This window comes from Shewanella morhuae, from assembly GCF_003028295.1.
Classification (GTDB): domain Bacteria; phylum Pseudomonadota; class Gammaproteobacteria; order Enterobacterales; family Shewanellaceae; genus Shewanella; species Shewanella morhuae.
On the sequence record NZ_PYSG01000002.1, the window covers coordinates 1,787,151 to 1,806,094 of the forward strand.

General features: G+C 44.5%; 16 protein-coding genes. 4 read left to right on the top strand and 12 right to left on the bottom strand.

Annotated features, from left to right (window positions below; translation table 11 throughout):
- Nucleotides 1–42: 42 nt before the first annotated feature.
- From C9I43_RS08335 to dapA, 9 genes are all read right to left on the bottom strand, one after another.
- Nucleotides 43–1,347 (bottom strand): inosine/guanosine kinase, encoded by a 1,305-nt coding sequence (locus C9I43_RS08335; RefSeq protein ID WP_076499583.1) that lies wholly within the window; start codon nucleotides 1,345–1,347, stop codon nucleotides 43–45.
- A gap of 161 nt (nucleotides 1,348–1,508) precedes the next feature.
- Nucleotides 1,509–2,513 (bottom strand): ferrochelatase, encoded by a 1,005-nt coding sequence (gene hemH, locus C9I43_RS08340; protein ID WP_076499581.1) that lies wholly within the window; start codon nucleotides 2,511–2,513, stop codon nucleotides 1,509–1,511.
- Between the two features lie 110 nt (nucleotides 2,514–2,623).
- The gene (gene adk / locus C9I43_RS08345) at nucleotides 2,624–3,268 is read right to left on the bottom strand and encodes an adenylate kinase (protein ID WP_076499579.1); all 645 of its coding nucleotides are present in this window, start codon (nucleotides 3,266–3,268) and stop codon (nucleotides 2,624–2,626) included.
- Nucleotides 3,269–3,408: 140 nt separating this feature from the next.
- The gene (locus C9I43_RS08350) at nucleotides 3,409–4,272 is read right to left on the bottom strand and encodes a co-chaperone YbbN (RefSeq protein ID WP_107883140.1); all 864 of its coding nucleotides are present in this window, start codon (nucleotides 4,270–4,272) and stop codon (nucleotides 3,409–3,411) included.
- Nucleotides 4,273–4,401: 129 nt separating this feature from the next.
- On the bottom strand, nucleotides 4,402–6,315 hold the full coding sequence (htpG, locus tag C9I43_RS08355) for a molecular chaperone HtpG (protein ID WP_107883141.1): 1,914 nt from the start codon (nucleotides 6,313–6,315) through the stop codon (nucleotides 4,402–4,404).
- 181 nt (nucleotides 6,316–6,496) lie between these two features.
- Entirely contained in the window at nucleotides 6,497–9,592 is a 3,096-nt protein-coding gene (locus tag C9I43_RS08360) for an efflux RND transporter permease subunit (RefSeq protein WP_076499573.1), read from the bottom strand.
- The gene (locus C9I43_RS08365; RefSeq protein WP_107883142.1) at nucleotides 9,589–10,671 is read right to left on the bottom strand and encodes an efflux RND transporter periplasmic adaptor subunit; all 1,083 of its coding nucleotides are present in this window, start codon (nucleotides 10,669–10,671) and stop codon (nucleotides 9,589–9,591) included. The genes C9I43_RS08360 and C9I43_RS08365 overlap by 4 nt, the downstream gene beginning before the upstream one ends.
- Nucleotides 10,672–10,874: 203 nt before the next feature.
- Entirely contained in the window at nucleotides 10,875–11,972 is a 1,098-nt protein-coding gene (gene bamC / locus C9I43_RS08370; RefSeq protein ID WP_107883143.1) for an NlpB/DapX family lipoprotein, read from the bottom strand.
- A 3-nt stretch (nucleotides 11,973–11,975) separates the two neighbouring features.
- Nucleotides 11,976–12,860, bottom strand: coding sequence for a 4-hydroxy-tetrahydrodipicolinate synthase (dapA, locus tag C9I43_RS08375; RefSeq protein ID WP_076499567.1), 885 nt, complete (start codon nucleotides 12,858–12,860; stop codon nucleotides 11,976–11,978).
- A gap of 171 nt (nucleotides 12,861–13,031) precedes the next feature.
- Here dapA and C9I43_RS08380 point away from each other — a divergent pair, with 171 nt between their 5' ends.
- Nucleotides 13,032–13,583 carry a glycine cleavage system transcriptional repressor gene (locus C9I43_RS08380; protein WP_107883144.1) on the top strand — a complete coding sequence of 184 codons (552 nt, stop codon included), beginning with the start codon at nucleotides 13,032–13,034 and terminating at the stop codon, nucleotides 13,581–13,583.
- A 3-nt stretch (nucleotides 13,584–13,586) separates the two neighbouring features.
- Nucleotides 13,587–14,054 (top strand): thioredoxin-dependent thiol peroxidase, encoded by a 468-nt coding sequence (bcp, locus tag C9I43_RS08385; protein ID WP_107883145.1) that lies wholly within the window; start codon nucleotides 13,587–13,589, stop codon nucleotides 14,052–14,054.
- 250 nt (nucleotides 14,055–14,304) lie between these two features.
- Here the strand turns inward: bcp and hda are convergent, their stop codons facing one another.
- Both hda and C9I43_RS08395 read right to left on the bottom strand, forming a co-directional pair.
- Nucleotides 14,305–15,015, bottom strand: coding sequence for a DnaA inactivator Hda (gene hda / locus C9I43_RS08390; protein ID WP_076499562.1), 711 nt, complete (start codon nucleotides 15,013–15,015; stop codon nucleotides 14,305–14,307).
- Between the two features lie 65 nt (nucleotides 15,016–15,080).
- Nucleotides 15,081–16,172 (bottom strand): DUF2066 domain-containing protein, encoded by a 1,092-nt coding sequence (locus tag C9I43_RS08395; protein WP_107883146.1) that lies wholly within the window; start codon nucleotides 16,170–16,172, stop codon nucleotides 15,081–15,083.
- A 215-nt stretch (nucleotides 16,173–16,387) separates the two neighbouring features.
- Here C9I43_RS08395 and C9I43_RS08400 point away from each other — a divergent pair, with 215 nt between their 5' ends.
- Nucleotides 16,388–17,626: a uracil-xanthine permease family protein gene (locus C9I43_RS08400; protein ID WP_076499558.1), complete on the top strand. Its 1,239-nt coding sequence runs from the start codon at nucleotides 16,388–16,390 to the stop codon at nucleotides 17,624–17,626.
- A 165-nt stretch (nucleotides 17,627–17,791) separates the two neighbouring features.
- Here the strand turns inward: C9I43_RS08400 and grxD are convergent, their stop codons facing one another.
- Nucleotides 17,792–18,124, bottom strand: a complete 333-nt coding sequence (gene grxD, locus C9I43_RS08405) for a Grx4 family monothiol glutaredoxin (RefSeq protein WP_076499556.1) — start codon at nucleotides 18,122–18,124, stop codon at nucleotides 17,792–17,794.
- Between the two features lie 213 nt (nucleotides 18,125–18,337).
- Between grxD and sodB the strand changes: the two genes are divergently transcribed.
- Nucleotides 18,338–18,922, top strand: a complete 585-nt coding sequence (gene sodB / locus C9I43_RS08410) for a superoxide dismutase [Fe] (RefSeq protein WP_076499554.1) — start codon at nucleotides 18,338–18,340, stop codon at nucleotides 18,920–18,922.
- Nucleotides 18,923–18,944: the final 22 nt, after the last annotated feature.

Sequence of the window (18,944 nt, forward strand, 5' to 3'; positions counted from 1 at the left end):
GCCCTATTTAATAATCAATAAATAACTAAAGCCGATAGATAGTTACCTACCCCAATAGGATTCTTCTAGGCTGTCTTCGCGCTCAGGTAAACCACGGGATAAGCGTGGACTATGCTGGGCTAGCACTTCATAAGCCACACGATTGGCGTACTTACACACTTGAGAGAACGACGAGTAACACAGGCCATCACGCTTATGTTTACTCGAGCCTGGTACGTTAGTTTTATGGAACGTATTAGCAGCAAGGTCATGCAATAACGCCGATAATGCGCCATCACCGGCCCCATTGGTGTTACCAATTTTTTCAGGGCCGCCCATGTAAGGTGAAATGTGTGCAAACACTTTAATCGGTGTTTCACAGTCAACCTTCAATTTAGGCCGAGAAAATTCATAACGATTAAATTCGGGGATAGCACCAGGTAATAAGGTGTGGGTGGTTTCGCGCTTCTCGGAGTCTTCGGTATAACCTGCAGTATAAAGTCCGATAGGACCAGCGGTGGTTAATACCATGTCACACCATTCCAAGGCTTTTTCACTGGCAAGCAGTGGGTCGCGAGAACCGGTTAATGCCTCACCTTCGTCCTCATTCATGGCCAAAATAGTGACATGTTCTTTGATAAAGTTTTGCCACCATTGAGGGTCTTCTTCAATCAAAAATCGGGTGCCTAATGTCAGCACTACTGGCACTTCCGCAGCTTTAGCATATTCAATAGCGCACATGGCTGCATCGGTAATACGATCACCACCGCTGGCGCGCATCAGATATGCGGTCAACACTAAAGCTGAGCTACCTTGTATCACGTCTTTATCAATATATTCAGGCGTGAGTTTGTCCATCGCGCCTTTGCTAATAGCAAAAGTGCGCTCACCACAATCAGAAATCAGCGTAAAACAGCGACCGATAGGGCCATCGACAGGCTGTAGATAGTTAAGATCAACTTTAGAAGAGGTATTGCATAAATAGCGGTAAGCATAGCTGCCTACTTCGATATTCTGGCTCATCACCCCGAACAATACAGAACGGTCATCGGCCAGAATAGAATAATTGTGTACTGTGTTACCAATAGTACCACCAGCAAACTCATCGCTAATCAAGCCATGAATTTTTAACTCTGTGTAGAGTCTGTGGGCTTGTTCATCATTAATCAGGGTCGAGTTACCTTTGGGCAAGCCATAACGGCTGAGCAACTCATCTTCTACTTTCGCTTCGATATCCACTAAGGTTTGATCAATACCGCTGATATAGGTCGCAAACGGCTGAGGCTGTTGAGTCAGCTGCTCAAGCAGCGGATCTCTGGTTTTAACCGGGAAATAATGTTTTGATTTACGCTGACCGGGAAATTTCATAGTGGTTCTCTTTTCCTGGCATCCATGCTAATTGGCGTCTGGCGCGGCGATAAGACCACCCAGCATCCTAAAATATTGAGTCTAGGCTAGCGAGACAAAAAACCACCCCTTAGCCGGAAGGGCGCAAATTCTACCACAAAATCAGCTTGAAGCCAGTGCCATTATACCCAAGAGATGGCTTGTTCTTGGATTAATTGCCGTAGCAATTCAATGTGTAACTCATCGTCGTTCAAACAAGGAATAAACCGGTAGTCGCTGCCACCTGCAGCTAAAAAGGTTTCTTTAGCGCCGATGGAGATTTCCTCTAAGGTTTCGAGGCAATCGGTAGCAAAAGCAGGACAAATCACATCAACACTTTTTACCCCTTGGGCAGGTAACTCAGCCAGTAACTGATCAGCATAGGGAGTGAGCCATTGCTCGCGGCCAAAGCGCGACTGAAAACACACTTGCCATTGCGAATCATGCAGTGCAAGTTTTTGTGCTAATAGTTTTGCGGTAGTAAAACACTGCTCGCGGTAAGGATCGCCCTCTTTGACATACCGCTGCGGAATACCATGAAACGACAACAGTAACTTATCAGCCTGACCATGGGTTTTCCAATGACGCGTCACGCTGTGAGCCAGTGCGGCTATATAAGCGCTGTGGTTAAAATAATCCTTATTAAGACGAATTTGCGGTATTTCACGTATGGTTTTGAGATAACTTGCCACCGCATCAAATACACTTGCCACCGTCGAACAAGAATATTGAGGATACAATGGCAACACGATTATGCGTTCAGCCCCTTGAGCTTTTAGGCGTTCAAACCCTGCATTAATTGATGGATTACCATAACTCATACCGAGCTCAACAGGGATAGTCTGGTTAAAGGTTGCACTTAAGTCCACGGTGAGTTTTTGTGCTTGACGCTCACTAATCACCATCAAAGGGGAACCTTCAGCCGTCCACACGCTTTGGTAGAGTTTCGCAACTTTAGCGGGACGAGTGTTAAGGATAATGCCGTTCAGTAACGGTTGCCAAATCCACGGCGATAAATCAACTACGCGTGGATCGCTTAAAAACTGCCTTAAAAATCGTTTAACAGCTTTAGGACTAGGTTCATCAGGTGTGCCAAGGTTTACCAATAGCACACCAAAAGCAGGGGAAGGATTCAACGTTAGGCTCATGGTTAATGAAGTTCACTCGGAGGCTAACATTGAGATGCGCATAAAAAAAGCCTGCATCGGCAGGCTTTTCCTAATATGAGAACTGGTTCTCGTAAATTAACCTTTTTAGGTTACTTCAGCACACTAGCAAGTTGCTCACTCACGGCCGCAACTGATTGAGTGCCGTCAAACTTGTTGTATTGTGTCTTACCAGCTGCAGCGACTTTACCGTAATATTCAACTAGCGGCTTAGTTTGCTCGTGGTAAATAGCCAGACGTTTACGCACTGTGCTTTCTTCGTCATCGGGACGGATGGCTAAATCTTCGCCAGTTACGTCGTCTTTGCCTTCCACTTTAGGTGGATTGAAAACCACATGGTAAACACGGCCAGAACCAGGGTGAACACGACGGCCGCTCATGCGCTTAACGATTTCTTCGTCTGGCACATCGATTTCAATCACGTGATCAATACTAATGCCGTTTGCCGCCATTGCATCCGCTTGCGGGATAGTACGTGGGAAACCGTCTAATAAGAAACCTTTAACACAGTCTTCCTGTGCGATACGCTCTTTAACCAGACCGATGATCAGATCATCAGAAACCAGTTGACCAGCATCCATCACTTTCTTTGCTTCCAAACCCAGTGGTGTACCGGCTTTTACTGCGGCACGTAACATATCACCAGTGGAAATTTGTGGGATACCGTACTGTTCCATAATGAACTGGGCCTGGGTACCTTTACCGGCGCCTGGGGCACCTAGTAGGATAATGCGCATCTGAAAAGTCCTCTTTTCGCATTGATATTCTTCTTAGGACAGCGATATTCGCACATCTAACCGCTATTGAGAAGGGTTTTAGCTTCGACTTTAGCCTCAGAAAGCGCAAATAGATGCGACTTTCACCGCTATTTTTATCATTAATAGAGCAAGGTATAAAGCTTATGTCGGTATTGACTTGCAATAGGATTACCTTGCCCAAGTGCAGTTAATATTTCCATAAACACTTGTTTTACTGCGCCATTTTCAGCACCTAAATCTTTACTGAGCACAGAAAATAGCATTGCTAATGCTTCATCTTCACGGTGAGCACTATGCAATGCTTTACTCAGTTCGAGTAATAACACTAAATTAGTTGGATTTTGCTCAAATCTCTGCTGTAAATCACGAATTTCTGGGGTGTCTGCCGCATCTAAGGCAAGCGCCAGTTTAGCTTTCAAACTCTGGTAATAACCGTCTTGGTCGGCTAACCCTACTTTTTCAAGCATGGTTTGCGCTAACACCAATTCGCCCTGCATTAAATATATATCAGCAAGCACTAAGCTCACTTCACCCGCTTGATTTGACCCCAAATGAGCTTCTTTTAATAATACGGTGGCGGTAGCAAGATCCTCTGCACTGACTTGGCTCAAAGCGAGTAACTCTTTAGCTTGGGCCAATTGTAACTGCCACATGGGCGGCAAATGTTTATCGAGCATTGCCATCACTTGCGCGCTATCTTGTACCCCCGCAAAGCCATCAATAGGTTGGCCTTTATCTAATACTAATGTGGTAGGCAAGCTCTGGATGCGAAAGTAATTGGCGATTTCTAATTCAGCTTCACAGTCGACTTTTGCCAGCACAAATCGACCTGCATTTTGCGTGGCGATTTGCTCTAAGGTGCGTAGCATAGCCACGCTATCTTCTTGCGGCTGCGCCCAAAATGCTAACACCACGATTTGTTGCATCGAGGCATCAACCACTTGCTGAATGTTGTCTTTAGTCAGGCTGAGGATATGATCCATAGTATTCCCTTAGTGCTTAAGGCCTTTATCATACACAAACGTATTTTATGACAGGCTAGACTCTTAATTACATCTTACTGCCATTAAAACAATATCGGGGCCATTCTAAAAGAAGGCCCCGATATTTATTTACTTCATGTTAGCCAGTAACATTTGGTTCATCAGCTTAATAAAGGCCGATGGATCTACTAGGCTACCTTTTTCAGACAATTGCGCCTGTTGCAGCAACAGATTTGACCAATCGGTGAAGGCCGCCTCATCTTGAAGATCATTTAGGCGCGACACTAATGGATGCGCTGGGTTGATCTCAAACGTTGGCTTCACTTCTGGTACGCTCTGACCTGCAGCTTGCATCAGCTTGATCATCTGCGTCGACATTTCGCCGTCACCCGCTACAACACAGGCTGGAGTATCCGTTAAGCGAGAGGTGACTTTCACATCAGCAACGGCAGAGCCTAACGCTGCTTTAATACGTTCAACTAAAGCTACCGATTCTTGCTCAAGCTTTTCTTGTGCTTCTTTCTCTGATGCATCTTCAAGCTCGCCAAGCTCTAAATCACCACGGGTTACTGAGTGCAATTGTTTATCTTTGTACTCAGCTAAGTGATTAATTAGCCACTCGTCAACACGCTCTGACATCAATAATACTTCGATATCTTTTTTGCGTAGTAACTCTAGATGTGGGCTGTTAGCGGCAGCTTCATGGCTGTCAGCAACAATATAGTAAATCTTAGTTTGGCCTTCTTTCATGCGGCTGATGTAGTCATCGAGTGACACAGTTGGTGCAGCGCTGCCGGTATGAGTCGAGGCAAAACGTAATAAGCCCGCGATACGTTCACGGTTTGCGAAATCTTCCGCAGGGCCTTCTTTTAGTACTTGGCCGAATTCAGCCCAGAACTGTTGATATTTTTCTGCATCGTCTTTTGCCAGTTTTTCCAGCATGCCAAGCACACGTTTAGTGATACCAGTACGCATTGCTTTAGTTACGTGGTTATCCTGCAGAATTTCACGGGATACGTTCAACGGCAAATCATTTGAGTCAATCAAACCCTGCACAAAACGCAGGTAAGATGGCATAAATTGCTCGGCGTCATCCATAATGAATACGCGCTGTACAAACAATTTTAAGCCGTGTTTACGATCGCGATTCCACATATCCCAAGGCGCTTTAGCGGGGATATACAATAAGCTGGTGTATTCTTGCTTACCTTCTACACGATTGTGGCTCCACATCAGCGCATCGGTGTAATCGTGGGAAATGTGCTTGTAAAACTCTTGATACTCTTCATCACTGATGTCGGCTTTATTACGCATCCACAAAGCCGTAGCCTTGTTCATGACTTTCCAAGAACCTTCAGTTGCTGGAATTTTTTCGCCATCAGCATCATCACTCTCTGGCGTGCCTTCTTGCCACATTTCAACTGGTACAGAGATATGATCTGAGTATTTAGTAATGATTGAACGCAGGCGCCAATCATCAGCAAACTCTTTTTCTTCATCACGTAGGTGCAAAGTGATTTCAGTACCACGAGTCGCCTTAGTGATGTTTTCAACAGTGAAGTTACCCTCACCTTCTGATTCCCACAATACCGCTTCATCGGCCTTATGACCGGCAGCGCGAGTGCGAACTGTGACTTTTTTAGCCACGATAAAGGCTGAATAAAAACCGACACCAAACTGGCCGATTAACTGTGAATCCTTTGAAGATTCGCCAGATAAATTTTTAAAGAAATCTGCAGTGCCTGATTTTGCGATTGTGCCTAAATGCTCAATCACGCCGTCACGGGTCATACCCACACCGTTATCTTCGATGGTAACAGTACCTTTTTCTTTATCGGCACTGATACGAACTCGTAGTTCACCATCACCTTCGTATAGAGCGTCATTGGTCAGCGCAAGATAACGCAGCTTATCCACTGCATCGGCGGCGTTGGAGACCAATTCACGCAAGAAAATTTCTTTGTTGGAATACAAAGAATGGATCATCAGATGCAACAGCTGTTTGACTTCAGTTTGAAAACCATGAGTTTCTTGTTGTGACATGAAAGTTTCCCTCATTTATTACGCAATTAGGCAAAGTAACGCTTAGTGGTTACTTAAATGGGGCTCCAAATTGACATTTCAAGGGTAAGGGGTAAAACGAGGTTCAAATGGCGAAAAATAAGGCGCTTGATGAGTATCAAGCGCCTTATTTCATTACTTTAACCTGAACTTGGGATGAACATTAATCCTCAGCTAATTCCTTTTCTAACTGTTGAGCTATGGCTTCAGGCGATCCGCTGTTACGGGCGAACAGTCCGTAAGCGGCGGGGATCACGAAGATAGTGAATAGGGTTGCCAATAAAATCCCTGACAATACCACCACACCAATCACAAAGCGGGTTTCAGCACCCGCGCCTGCGGCCATGACCAGAGGCACAGCGCCAGCGGCAGTGGTAATACCTGTCATGAGAATAGGTCGTAAGCGCTGCGCTGAGGCTTGAATAATGGCTTTATCAAATTCAACGCCTTTATCGCGCAATTGGTTGGCAAACTCGACAATCAAGATACCGTTTTTAGCCGCCAACCCGACCAACATAATAATACCTATCTGACTGTAAATATTAAGACTTTGCCCGGTGAACCACAAACCAGCCAAGGCACCCACTGTGGCCAGTGGTACAGTAAGCATAATCACCATAGGATGAATGTAACTCTCGAACTGCGCCGCTAAAACTAAGAATACAATTCCCAGCGCCAGCAAGAACACAAAATACATAGAGCTACCCGACTCTTGGTAATCGAGGGACTGGCCCTTGTAGCTTATCACTGCTTCGGCGGGTAAATAGGTACGTGCCAATTGGTTCATATAATCAAGGGCTTCACCAAGGCTATAACCATCTTCTAAACTGGCTTCAATGGTGATAGCGCGCATACGGTTATAACGATTAAGCGAACTCGCATCAGCAAACTCTTCTACCGTCACTAAGTTAGATAGCGGAATAAGCTCTTGACTGCGTTCAGAACGAACATAGATATTTTGCAGATCTGCGGCGGTATTTTGATTACTACGCTCACCTTCAATGATGACATCGTATTCTTCACCATCACGCATAAAGGTTGTAACTAAGCGTGAACCGAGCATGGACTCTAACGTACGACCAATATTCGAAATCGACACCCCAAGACTTGCCGCTCTGTCCCTATCAATCACCACTCTTAGCTGAGGCTTAGTTTCTTTATAGTCGTGATCTAAACCCAGTAATTTGGGGTTCTCAGCGGCCTTTTGCATCATGATATCGCGCCAACGGGCAAGCTCTTCATAACTGGGACCACCTATCACAAACTGCACAGGTTTAGCCACGCCGCGGCCAAAGGCTTGACGCATAACCGGAAATGCTTGTACTCCGGCAAGATCAGCAAGACGTTTATTGATATCGGTTATCACCTCTTTGACTGGACGACGCTGCCCCCAATCCTCGAGCACAACAACTGCCATACCGTTAGAAAAATCTGCCGAACGACCAAAACCACGGGGGGCACGAATGAGTAAGCGTTTGATATCGCCCGTATCGACTAATGGCATCAAGCGGTTTTCTACTTCATTCATATAGGATTCTATGTACTCGTAACTCGCACCTTGAGGACCATTAACCATCAAAAATAACGAGCCTCTATCTTCCTGTGGCGCAAATTCCTGTGGTACTTTCTGGACTAAATAAGCACTACACCCTAACGCAATTAACACCAGAAGCGACATTAATAACGGATGGGCCATGGCAGATTTTAAGGATAATTGATAACGGTTTGATACCTTGGTCATGATGCCATCAACCTTACGTACCAACCAAGAATCCTGCGAGCTTGGCTTGAGTAACTTAGAGCACATCATCGGCGTAAGAGTTAGTGCAACCACGCTAGAAAACAGTACGGCAGCACTCATAGTCACGGCAAACTCTTTGAATAACTTACCTAAGTCTCCCTCTAAGAAAGTAATTGGCATAAATACCGCAACCAACACTAAAGTGGTCGCGATAACCGCAAAGGCGACTTCGCGCGCGCCCAGAAAAGCAGCTTTGAGCGGCGAGTCGCCTTCCTCAATCCGCCTATGAATATTTTCGAGCATCACAATCGCATCATCGACCACCATACCAATGGCAAGGATCATCGCCAATAACGTTAAAAGGTTGATGGTATAGCCGAGCGCATACAATACGATAAATGTGCCTAGTAAGGACACTGGCACGGTAATCGCCGGGATCAACATAGCACGCACGCTACCAAGGAACAGATAAATAACAATAATCACTAAGACCATTGCGGTGAACAGGGTTTGGTACACTTCTTTAATCGAGGCTTCGATGAACACTGAGCTATCGTAGCTGCGTTTTATCGACATGCCCGCAGGCAAAGTTGGATTGATTTTGTCGACCAGCGCATTCACCGCCCGTGCAACTTCTAAGGTATTCGCGGTTGACTGCTTAGACACGCCTAAACCTATCATGGCCTCTTTGTTACCGCGGAACATAATCCGCTCTTCTTCTGAGCCAATTTCTACCCGCGCCACATCGCCCAATTTAACTAAATAACCATCTTCCCCTTCAGTAATGACTAAGTTAGCAAAATCTTCGGCGGTGCGATAACCACGCTCAAGCCGTACGGTAAAATGGCGCTCTTTTGATTCTATTGAACCGGCGGGCAATTCGACGTTTTCGGCTCTGAGCGCAGCTTCTACATCGGCAACGGTTAAACTGCGCGATGCCAAAGCTTGCCTATCAAGCCAAACGCGCATGGCATAAACTTTTCCGCCACCAATTCGCATCCGCGCCACGCCATCGACCACCGAAAAGCGATCCGACAAGTAACGGTTGGCATAATCAGTCAATTCTAAGGTGGTCATTTTATCTGACACCAAATTGAGCCACATGATCACTTCATCGCCACCATTGGCTTTTTGTACTTCAGGGGGATCAGCTTCTTCGGGCAAATTATCGAGTAAACCTGAAATACGATCGCGTATATCGTTAGCCGCATCTTCAATATTACGATTAATATCAAATTCTAAGGTTACTGATGAGCGGCCATCACTACTCGATGAGCTCACATGACGAATGCCCTCGACGCCACTTATTCTGTCTTCTATTAATTGGGTTATTCGACTTTCAACCACTGCGGCACTGGCGCCGCGATAGTTAGTGTCGATAGACACCACCGGTGGGTCAATGTTTGGGTATTCTCGCAGCGGTAATTTACCAAAGGACACCAGACCAAAAGCGACAAGTAACAAGCTGATTACCGAGGCAAATACGGGCCGTTTAACCGAGAGATCGGTAAGTATCATACACTTGGCTCCGCGCTTGAATCCGCAAGATAACTAAATTTTTCAGCAAACTCCGTTTGCACTTCATCCCCAGGATGGACTTTTAGTAGACCACGAATAACCACATTTTCGCCTAAGGCTAAACCGTCTAATATTTCTACCCAACCACGGGTACGAATGCCAATAGTCACTTGTTTACGCTCAATCACCTTGTCGCTATTAACGCTATAAACATAGTGATTATTCTGAATTGGGATAATGGCGGACTCTGGCAACATCAAGGCTTCACGGCTACGTTTGATAAGTTTCACCTTCATCAACATACCCGGTAATAAATGCAGTTCAGGATTAGGGATTTCAGCGCGGACAATCACTGTACGTGTTGTGGGGTTCACGCGACTATCAATCGATGTCACCACACCTTTAAAAATAATATCAGGAAATGCGACAGCTTTAGCTTCGACCTTTTTACCGGGGACTAAATCTTGAATAAAACGTTCAGGTACTGAAAAATCGAGTTTAATCTTGGCGATATCATCCAATGTGGTAATCACAGTTCCAGGGGAAACCAAACTACCTATGCTGATTTGTCGTAACCCTAGGCGACCATTAAAAGGCGCTAGAATGCTGCGATCGTTAAGTGATGATTGTGCCTGTTCTAGCTCAGCGCGGGTGGTATCAATTAACGTTTGTAATCTGTCGCGCTCTAACTCTGCCACCGTGCGGCTTGTCACTAATGAGCTAATTCGGGCGAATTCACGTTGGTTATCGCTGACTTTAACTTGCGCGGCTTTCACTTTTGCGATTTGCTCAGCGTTCTGCAATTGAACGAGCAATGTGCCCTTTTTCACTATGTCGCCATCATCAAACTTAAGTGCGGTGACTATATCGGTCACTTTAGGCGTAATCGTCACCGACTCAAAGGCCTTATTGGTGCCGATAGCCTCGACTTCATCGCGAATGGGTGCCATGGCCGCTGTGGCGATCACCACGTTAGGCATGAGCTTAATCTGGGCAGTCGTAACCTCTTGCGGTTGCAAAGCTTGGTATCCAAACCAAGCTGCGACCACAAGAGCGATTAATATCATTATTTTTTTCATCGGGCTTCCAAGAATGACTCACATTATTAACGGCTAGTTTACTCACTCACATCATCGCAGCAATACGTTTTACTTTTTCTTACAAATTACATTGTTATAACCGAATAAAGTACCAAAGCATGATTCGGTTAAATAAACTGCAAAAGCTAAAAATTTGCCAATAAAAAAGGGCGATAATTCGCCCTTTTAAATGATGAATAATATTAACGTAGTTTACGTTCTTCTTTCATCAGGTTTGACAGTGACTTATACACATTAGTGACTGTTTCATCACTCAATGGTTTATCTTCGCCATCGCGTAAGAAGATTTTAGTTTCTTCAGGCGTGTCGCCATCTTCAAGCAGTAAACGGTAATTACCTTCTTTCAGCGCTAGCTTATCTTCGCCCCATAATGAACTCCAGAAACCTGAGTTATCGTCAAACTTGATAAAGTACAATCCTTTACTACTGTCCATATCGGCAATTTCAAAGCCCATTTCAGGCAGCACAATACGCAGGCGATCCCACACTTGTTTATAAGGCGCTTTAGCAGACCAGTAAGCTTTGCCGTCTTCCGGTGTAACCAGATCGACATTAATACCTAAGGTTTGTTTCAAACGATTAGCTTGAATCGATTGTTCGCGCTTAATACTGATATAGGCAATAGCACTGTTAAGCATATCAATCGTATATCTTTGTTTATCTTCACCGTTTAACAATACTTTTTGCGCTTTATCATCAAAAAACTCTTCGTGCTCAACTAAATGAATAACGATATTCGCAGTACGACCATGCGGACGAGCCTCAACATCAAAACGATAACGCTGGCGAAGGAGATAAACATTATCAGAACCCCACATGCTCGATTCGATCACTTCACGACTTTCAATCCAATCGGTTTCTATGCTGCCTTTGTCAAAATCACGGCTACGGATCACGATGCCCTTTTGCGCAAAAAAACCATCTAAGTTGGCAAATATTTCTTGTTTCAAATCGATACTATTATCAATAGATTCAATAACAATTTTAATATTATCGCTGCCCTCTTCCACACGAGTACCCTCTGCCATCGGCAGTACTTGCAGTGGTGGGCGGATATCTAAATCTTTACCATACAGCGTAGCGTTGACTTTAGACCCTAACGCAGGCACATCGAATTCTTTATTGTAGGGCGGTGTATTTAATCCTGCGGGGATTTTCAGCAAAGGCGTTTGCTCAGCCTGAACATAGTCTTCACTACCGTTTGCTTGGCGACGCTCAAGTGGTGAACTGCACGCTGCAACAGCAGCAACTAAGATCAGTGGAGTGACTTTCTTTAACATTAATTATTTAACCTCTATCTGGGCACGAGTCATTGCTTCTATCAACAGACCATGACATTGCTCAGAAAGTTCAGTCAAAGGTAAACGAATATGGCCACATTTAATCAAACCCATGCGATGGGCTGCCCATTTGACGGGGATTGGGTTGGCTTCACAAAAGAGTGTGCTATATAAACCGCGCAGCGGCGTGTCTATCGTAAGAGCAAGCTCAGCGTTGCCCGCAAGTGCGGCATCACACATTGCTTTAAAAGCTTTTGGCGCGATGTTATTCGCCACTGAGATAACGCCGTTACCACCCAAGAGTAAAAATTCTCTGGCAGTGGCATCATCGCCGCTGTACAGCATAAAGTCATCACCGCACAATTCGCGCAGGCGTTTGACACGGGATAAGTCACCGGTTGCTTCTTTAACGCCAATAATGTTGCTAACGCTGACTAACTCGGCAACGGTTTCTGGCAACATATCAACAGCAGTACGGCCTGGTACATTATAAAGAATTTGTGGAATATCTGTGCTGGCAGCCACAGCTTTATAATGCGCAATCAATCCCTTAGGAGTTGGCTTATTATAATATGGCGTGACGCCAAGCATAGCGGCGACACCCACCTTAGATAAGGACTTGGTGAGCTCAACGGCTTCAGATGTGGCATTAGCACCATTGCCACCAATAACCGGAATTCGGCCTGCTGCAAATTTAACAGTTTGTGAAACCACCGTTACATGCTCAGACATAGGCAGAGTCGCTGACTCGCCTGTGGTACCAACGGCTACAATGGCATCTGTACCTTGGTCAATATGGAATTCGACTAACTTTTCAAGACTTGCAAAATCTACTGAGCCATCACTGTTCATTGGCGTGATTAAGGCTACGATGCTTCCGTTTATCATCTGACTTTCCCCAAGATTTCAGGATTTGCTATGGTACTGATGCCAACCATTAATGACAAGCATTAACAGGGCTCTCAAATTGAATTAGTTATGGTAGCATTACATCCCGCACAAAAACTCAACTTTAACCCTGAGTTTTCGCTCTATGATATCGAAAAGTGAGGATAATTCATGACCAATTTCCTGGTCGTAACAGCAATGGGGCTCGACCGTCCTGGGCTCGTAGGTAAACTAGCTCGGCTTGCCAGTGACTGTGACTGCGATATCGTCGACAGCCGTATGGCATTATTTGGTAACGAATTTACCCTAATTATGATGTTGTCAGGCTCGTGGGTATCTATAACTAAAATAGAAAGCATGCTCCCAAGTCTTGGTGTCGAATTAGAACTGATGACAGTAATGAAGCGTACCTCTAAACATACGCCACAAAATTACCTCTCTCGCCTTGAAGTATGCTTCACAGGTAAAGACCAACGCGGCACCATTAAACGTATCACGCAATTCTTGGCTGACAGATCATTAGATCTCGCAGCAGTCCGCTCCTACTCTGAAGAACTTCCTGATGGTGAACAGACTCAAAATGTGTCATTAACCATTAATATTCCTGAAAAAGTTGAACTAGAAAAGCTTGAACAGAGTATCTATCAACTCGCCCAAGATATGACCTTAAATTGTATTATTCGTCGTATGGAAGGCACCGCAATATTAGAGGATAGAGGATAAAAGATGAACACCTTAACCGCAGGGGCCAAAGCGCCCCAATTCACCCTTAAAGATCAGCATGGCAACTCAGTGTCATTGGCTGATATCCTTAAGCAAGGCCCTGTTTTAGTGTACTTTTACCCTAAAGCGTCAACACCAGGTTGCACCGTACAAGCCTGCGGACTACGTGATAGCAAAGCCGCACTTGATAACCATAATGTGACTGTATTAGGCATTAGCCCAGATCCTGTGGCTAAACTGGCAAAGTTTGCTGAAAAACAAGCGCTCAACTTTACCTTGCTCAGTGACGAAGACCACAGCGTTGCCGATGCTTTTGGAGTTTGGGGTGAGAAAAAATTCATGGGTAAAATCTATGACGGCATTCATCGATTAAGTTTTCTTATCAATACTGACGGCACTGTCGCCCATGTGTTTGATAAGTTTAAAACCAAAGATCACCATGAAGTTGTACTCGCGAAAATTGCAGGTTAATTGATTAAGTGTAATAGCCAAATATACTGACTTTATCGACTATCCGATTTGAAGTTTGTATAAAAGTGGCACATCTACGTGATTCATCTGAATAAATAATCAGCAATTGATAACGACGAAGGCTCTAAAATAGAGCCTTTTTTATGAAAAATTTTCATGTTGTCAATAATAAAAAGCCCGTCTGCATTCAGCACAACGGGCTTTTTGTTATTGACTGTTCCATATCGGTTAGAACAAAACTATCACTCACCTAAAGATGCAGTGTCTCTTTAGCAAAGGGAATGGTGAGTTTACGCTGATGCACTAACGAGGCTTTGTCTAATTTATCCAATACATCAAATAAGGTACGTAAATCCCGCGCCATACGGTTCAATAAAAAACGCCCAACATCTTCTGGTAGTTGCAGCCCACGCATGGCGGCGCGGCGTTGTAGTGCGGCAAGTTTTTCATCATCCGCCATAGGTTGTAGTTGATAATTAAGGCCCCATTGCATGCGTGAAACAAGATCGGGTAGCAGAAATCCTGCGTCAACCGGTGATGAACTACCACTGACCACTAAAGCACAATTTTTATGTTCTGCCACTCGATTATAAAGATCAAAAATCGCTTCTTCCCATACGGGATGGCCGGCGATGGCGTCAACATCATCAATACACACCAAATCTAGCTGCTCTAAACCTTCCAGCAAGGCTGTTGAAATACTGGCATGTATGCCTAAGGGGATATAAAAACTACGGCGATCGACTTCATTGGCATGGGCGCAAGCGGCGTGCATTAAATGCGTTCGGCCAGATTTCACTGGGCCCCAAAAATAAATGGCGGCTTCACCATGCCCTTCAGCACTGGCTCTTAGCTTTTGAATAAGTTCATCATTACCCGAAGCCGGATAATAACTGTTAAAGGTTTCGTCATCTGGCAAATGCACAGGCAGCGAGAGTTGTAGAGGTGAGTTTAATGGCACTCGGTGTTCTCAATTCAAATTAACACAAGGCAATGCTAAGCAAACTTAGCATTGCCAATAATATTCTAGGGTAAACGCCACTCATAAACCGGTTTACCCGCCTTATTTACGACTGGACTAAACTCGCCTGCACTCACAGGGGCGACCACAGAAATACGCGGCTCTAAGCTCAATAAACGCTCTAAATCTGTTTCTGAACCAAACAAATCTAATGAGAATGTCGCAGTATGGCCTTGGATATGAGTTAACGTGGCATTTTTAACCGCACTGAGCTGTTTTAAATACTTTTCAACTTCAACTAATTGCGCCATTTTTTGTATATTTACAAAGGTAACGCTCGCGCCTTGCTGCGCGCCCGTATCAGCAATGGCATATTTGGTAAAATAATATTCCCCTAGCGCCGTCATCATAGCCGTCACCGCTTGAGCGGAGTTTTCAGCCGTACCATTAAAGGTAAATATAGGTGGCGTTAAAGAATCAACCGTCGCCTTATTATATAAATTTAAACGATAACGAACTTGATTACCTGCGGCATCAATCGCCACTAATGCCAGAAAATCAGCTTGATAACGGCCAGAGACACTGGCCACAATATCGGCAAACATGCCCTTAATATCGTTAGGATTGATGCCCATAAGCTCGTCAAGATCGAGAATTGGTAATAGCACAGGAATACCGCGGGCATCGGAAAAATCACTAAATTGTTTACGTTCAGCTAAGGTCGACGAATCACTTAAAATGATAGTGTCTCCCTCTCCAGGCATCGCCACCCAAAACAATGTTAGAGGACGCTGAGTTCCCCATACAGGTAATTGCGCTTGGCGCAGCAAAGCCACAATGCGACGGTGTTCAAAACTGGCCGTTAACAACAACTGACCATTTTGTTCAAAATAGCCATATTGGCTCAACAAGGTATCAGGATTACGAAGTTGAGACTGAATAAGACTATTATTTAAAGAACGTGCCGTACCGGTATTTTTGATAATCACTTGCTCAAGCGCACTCTTTAAGGCTTTGTCACGTTCAGCAACCGCCCGAGAAGACACAGGCACATTGGCCTCATCTAATTTACTCACTTCAACAGCGTTCACGCTATTGATGGAGAATAGACAATATAGAAATGCAATTAAGCTCGACTTCAATAGGAATTTCAGCATTTTTGAGTAGTTGAAGTAACGTTAGATAGCGTAAATTGTACCATAGTTAACGCCTTAAGCGAGTCTTGGCAAAATTTAGCCCTATTTTTATACCTGTTATGGTATTGAAAACCTAAACAGTGATCCGAGTCGGTAAAGCGGGTTATTTTCCACTGCTCAAATCCCAACAAGCTGTTATCATCTCGCGGTTTACCCTAAATTAATGAGAATAATAAATGAGACGACTTGCTATCCCCCTACAGGGCGCACAAATGCTATTTGTGGCCTTTGGCGCCTTAGTATTAATGCCGCTGCTAACAGGACTTGATACCAGTGTGGCACTATTTACCGCAGGTATCGGTACCCTATTGTTTCAATTGATTACTAAGCGACAAGTGCCCATTTTTCTTGCTTCTTCATTCGCCTTTATTGCCCCGATATTGTATGGCGTGCAAACTTGGGGCATTCCCTCAACCATGGGCGGTATTATGGCGGCAGGCGTAGTTTACGTTATGCTCGGCGCATTAGTTAAACTGCGCGGCACTGAGTTTATTCATAAATTATTACCTCCTGTGGTGGTTGGGCCTGTGATTATTATTATCGGTCTAGGTCTGGCGCCAGTGGCAGTGAATATGGCTTTAGGTAAAAGTGGTGATGGTAGTGTGACCTTAGTTGCCACAAATATAGCCTTATTTATTTCGCTCGCATCGCTATGCACCACTATCGCTGTGGCTATTTTTGCTAAGGGTTTATTAAGAGTAATGCCCATTTTAGCCGGCATTATTGTTGGTTATGGCCTGAGCCTCGCGTTCGGTATTGTTGATTTTGCAGTAGTGACGGCAGCAAGTTGGATTGCTATACCTAAATTTGTTGCCCCTGAACTTAACTGGTACGCCATCGCTTTTATGATCCCTGTTGCTATTGCGCCTGCGGTTGAACATATTGGCGATATTCTGGCGATATCCAATGTTGCTGGTAAAGATTTTATGAAAAAACCGGGATTACACCGTACTCTGACAGGCGATGGCATTGCCACTATAGCAGCCGCGGCCTTTGGCGGCCCACCAAACACCACTTATTCTGAAGTCACGGGAGCCGTCACATTAACTCGTAATTTCGACCCTAAAATTATGACTTGGACTGCCATTACCGCCATCACTTTAGCCTTTGTTGGCAAACTAGGCGCGCTGATGCAAACCATTCCAGTGCCTGTAATGGGCGGCATTATGTGTTTACTATTTGGCTCCATTGCGGCAGTAGGATTAAGCACATTAATTCGCCATCAAGTTGATTTATCCGAACCGCGTAATCTAAGTATTGTCGGTGTTACTTTAGTGTTTGGCATCGGCGGTATGGCGTTTGGTATTGGTTCGTTTAGCCTAACCGGTATCAGTTTATGCGGTATTGTGGCTATTGTGATGAACCTAATATTGCCAGCCACTAAAGAGCATGGACAAGATACATCAGCGCATTAGGCTACACAGTAGAGAAAATTATGTGCAATGATTAAAGCGTAACCATCAAAATAGAATAGTTTTCTCAAGCAGCATTTTATCAAGTAAATAATCCATTGATATTAAGAACAAAAAAGCCGCTACGACTTAATCGTAGCGGCTTTTTTATCGAAAATAAGCTAGTGCTTATTCTTCAGTTTTATGCTTAGCGGCTGCCGCTGTAATCAGTGGTTGTAATTCGCCTTTTTGGAACATTTCCACGATGATATCGCAGCCACCAATCAGCTCGCCTTCGATCCACAATTGTGGAAACGTCGGCCAGTTAGCAAATTTAGGTAATTCTGCGCGAATGTCTGGGTGCTGAAGAATATCCACGAATGCAAACTGCTCACCACAGTTAATCATGATCTGGGCGACCTGTGACGAGAAGCCACAGCTCGGTAACTTAGGAGAACCTTTCATATAAACAATGATTGGGTTTTCGGTGATCTGCTGTTTAATTTTCTCTACTGTTTCCATTTTGATTCCTAAGTAGGCTGACATTGACACAATAGCACTATTGTACGACAGCTAGACTCAGAACAAAATCCCATAGTTTGTAAGGTTATGCCGACATTTGTTTTTTCGATGCCGCTATCGAGTAAACAATGATTCACATCACAAATTTTATCGGTACAATAGTCACAGTGAGCACGTTTAAAAACGATAACCTAAGACCATGGAGAGATACTAATGGCTTTCGAATTACCCGCATTACCATATGCAAAGAACGCACTAGAACCACACATTTCTCAAGAAACCATTGAATACCACTACGGCAAGCATCACAACACTTATGTTGTTAAGCTAAACGGCTTAATCGAAGGAACTGATTTTGCAGGTAAATCTTTAGAAGATATCATCAAAACTTCTACAGGTGGCGTATTCAACAACGCAGCTCAAGTGTGGAACCACACTTTCTACTGGAACTGCCTAGCACCTAATGCTGGCGGAGAGCCAACAGGCCCAGTTGCTGATGCTATTAAAGCTGCATTTGGCTCATTTGATGCCTTCAAAGCACAATTTACTGATTCAGCAGTAAACAACTTCGGTAGCGCTTGGACATGGTTAGTGAAAAAAGCCGATGGCACTGTTGCTATCGTTAACACTAGCAATGCAGCAACACCACTGACTGACAGCACTGTAACGCCAATCATGACAGTTGACGTGTGGGAACACGCTTACTACATCGATTACCGCAACGTGCGTCCTGACTATCTTGCCCACTTCTGGCAGTTAGTTAACTGGGACTTTGTGAATAAAAACTTCACTGCTTAATTTATTTAGTAAAACTAAGTAA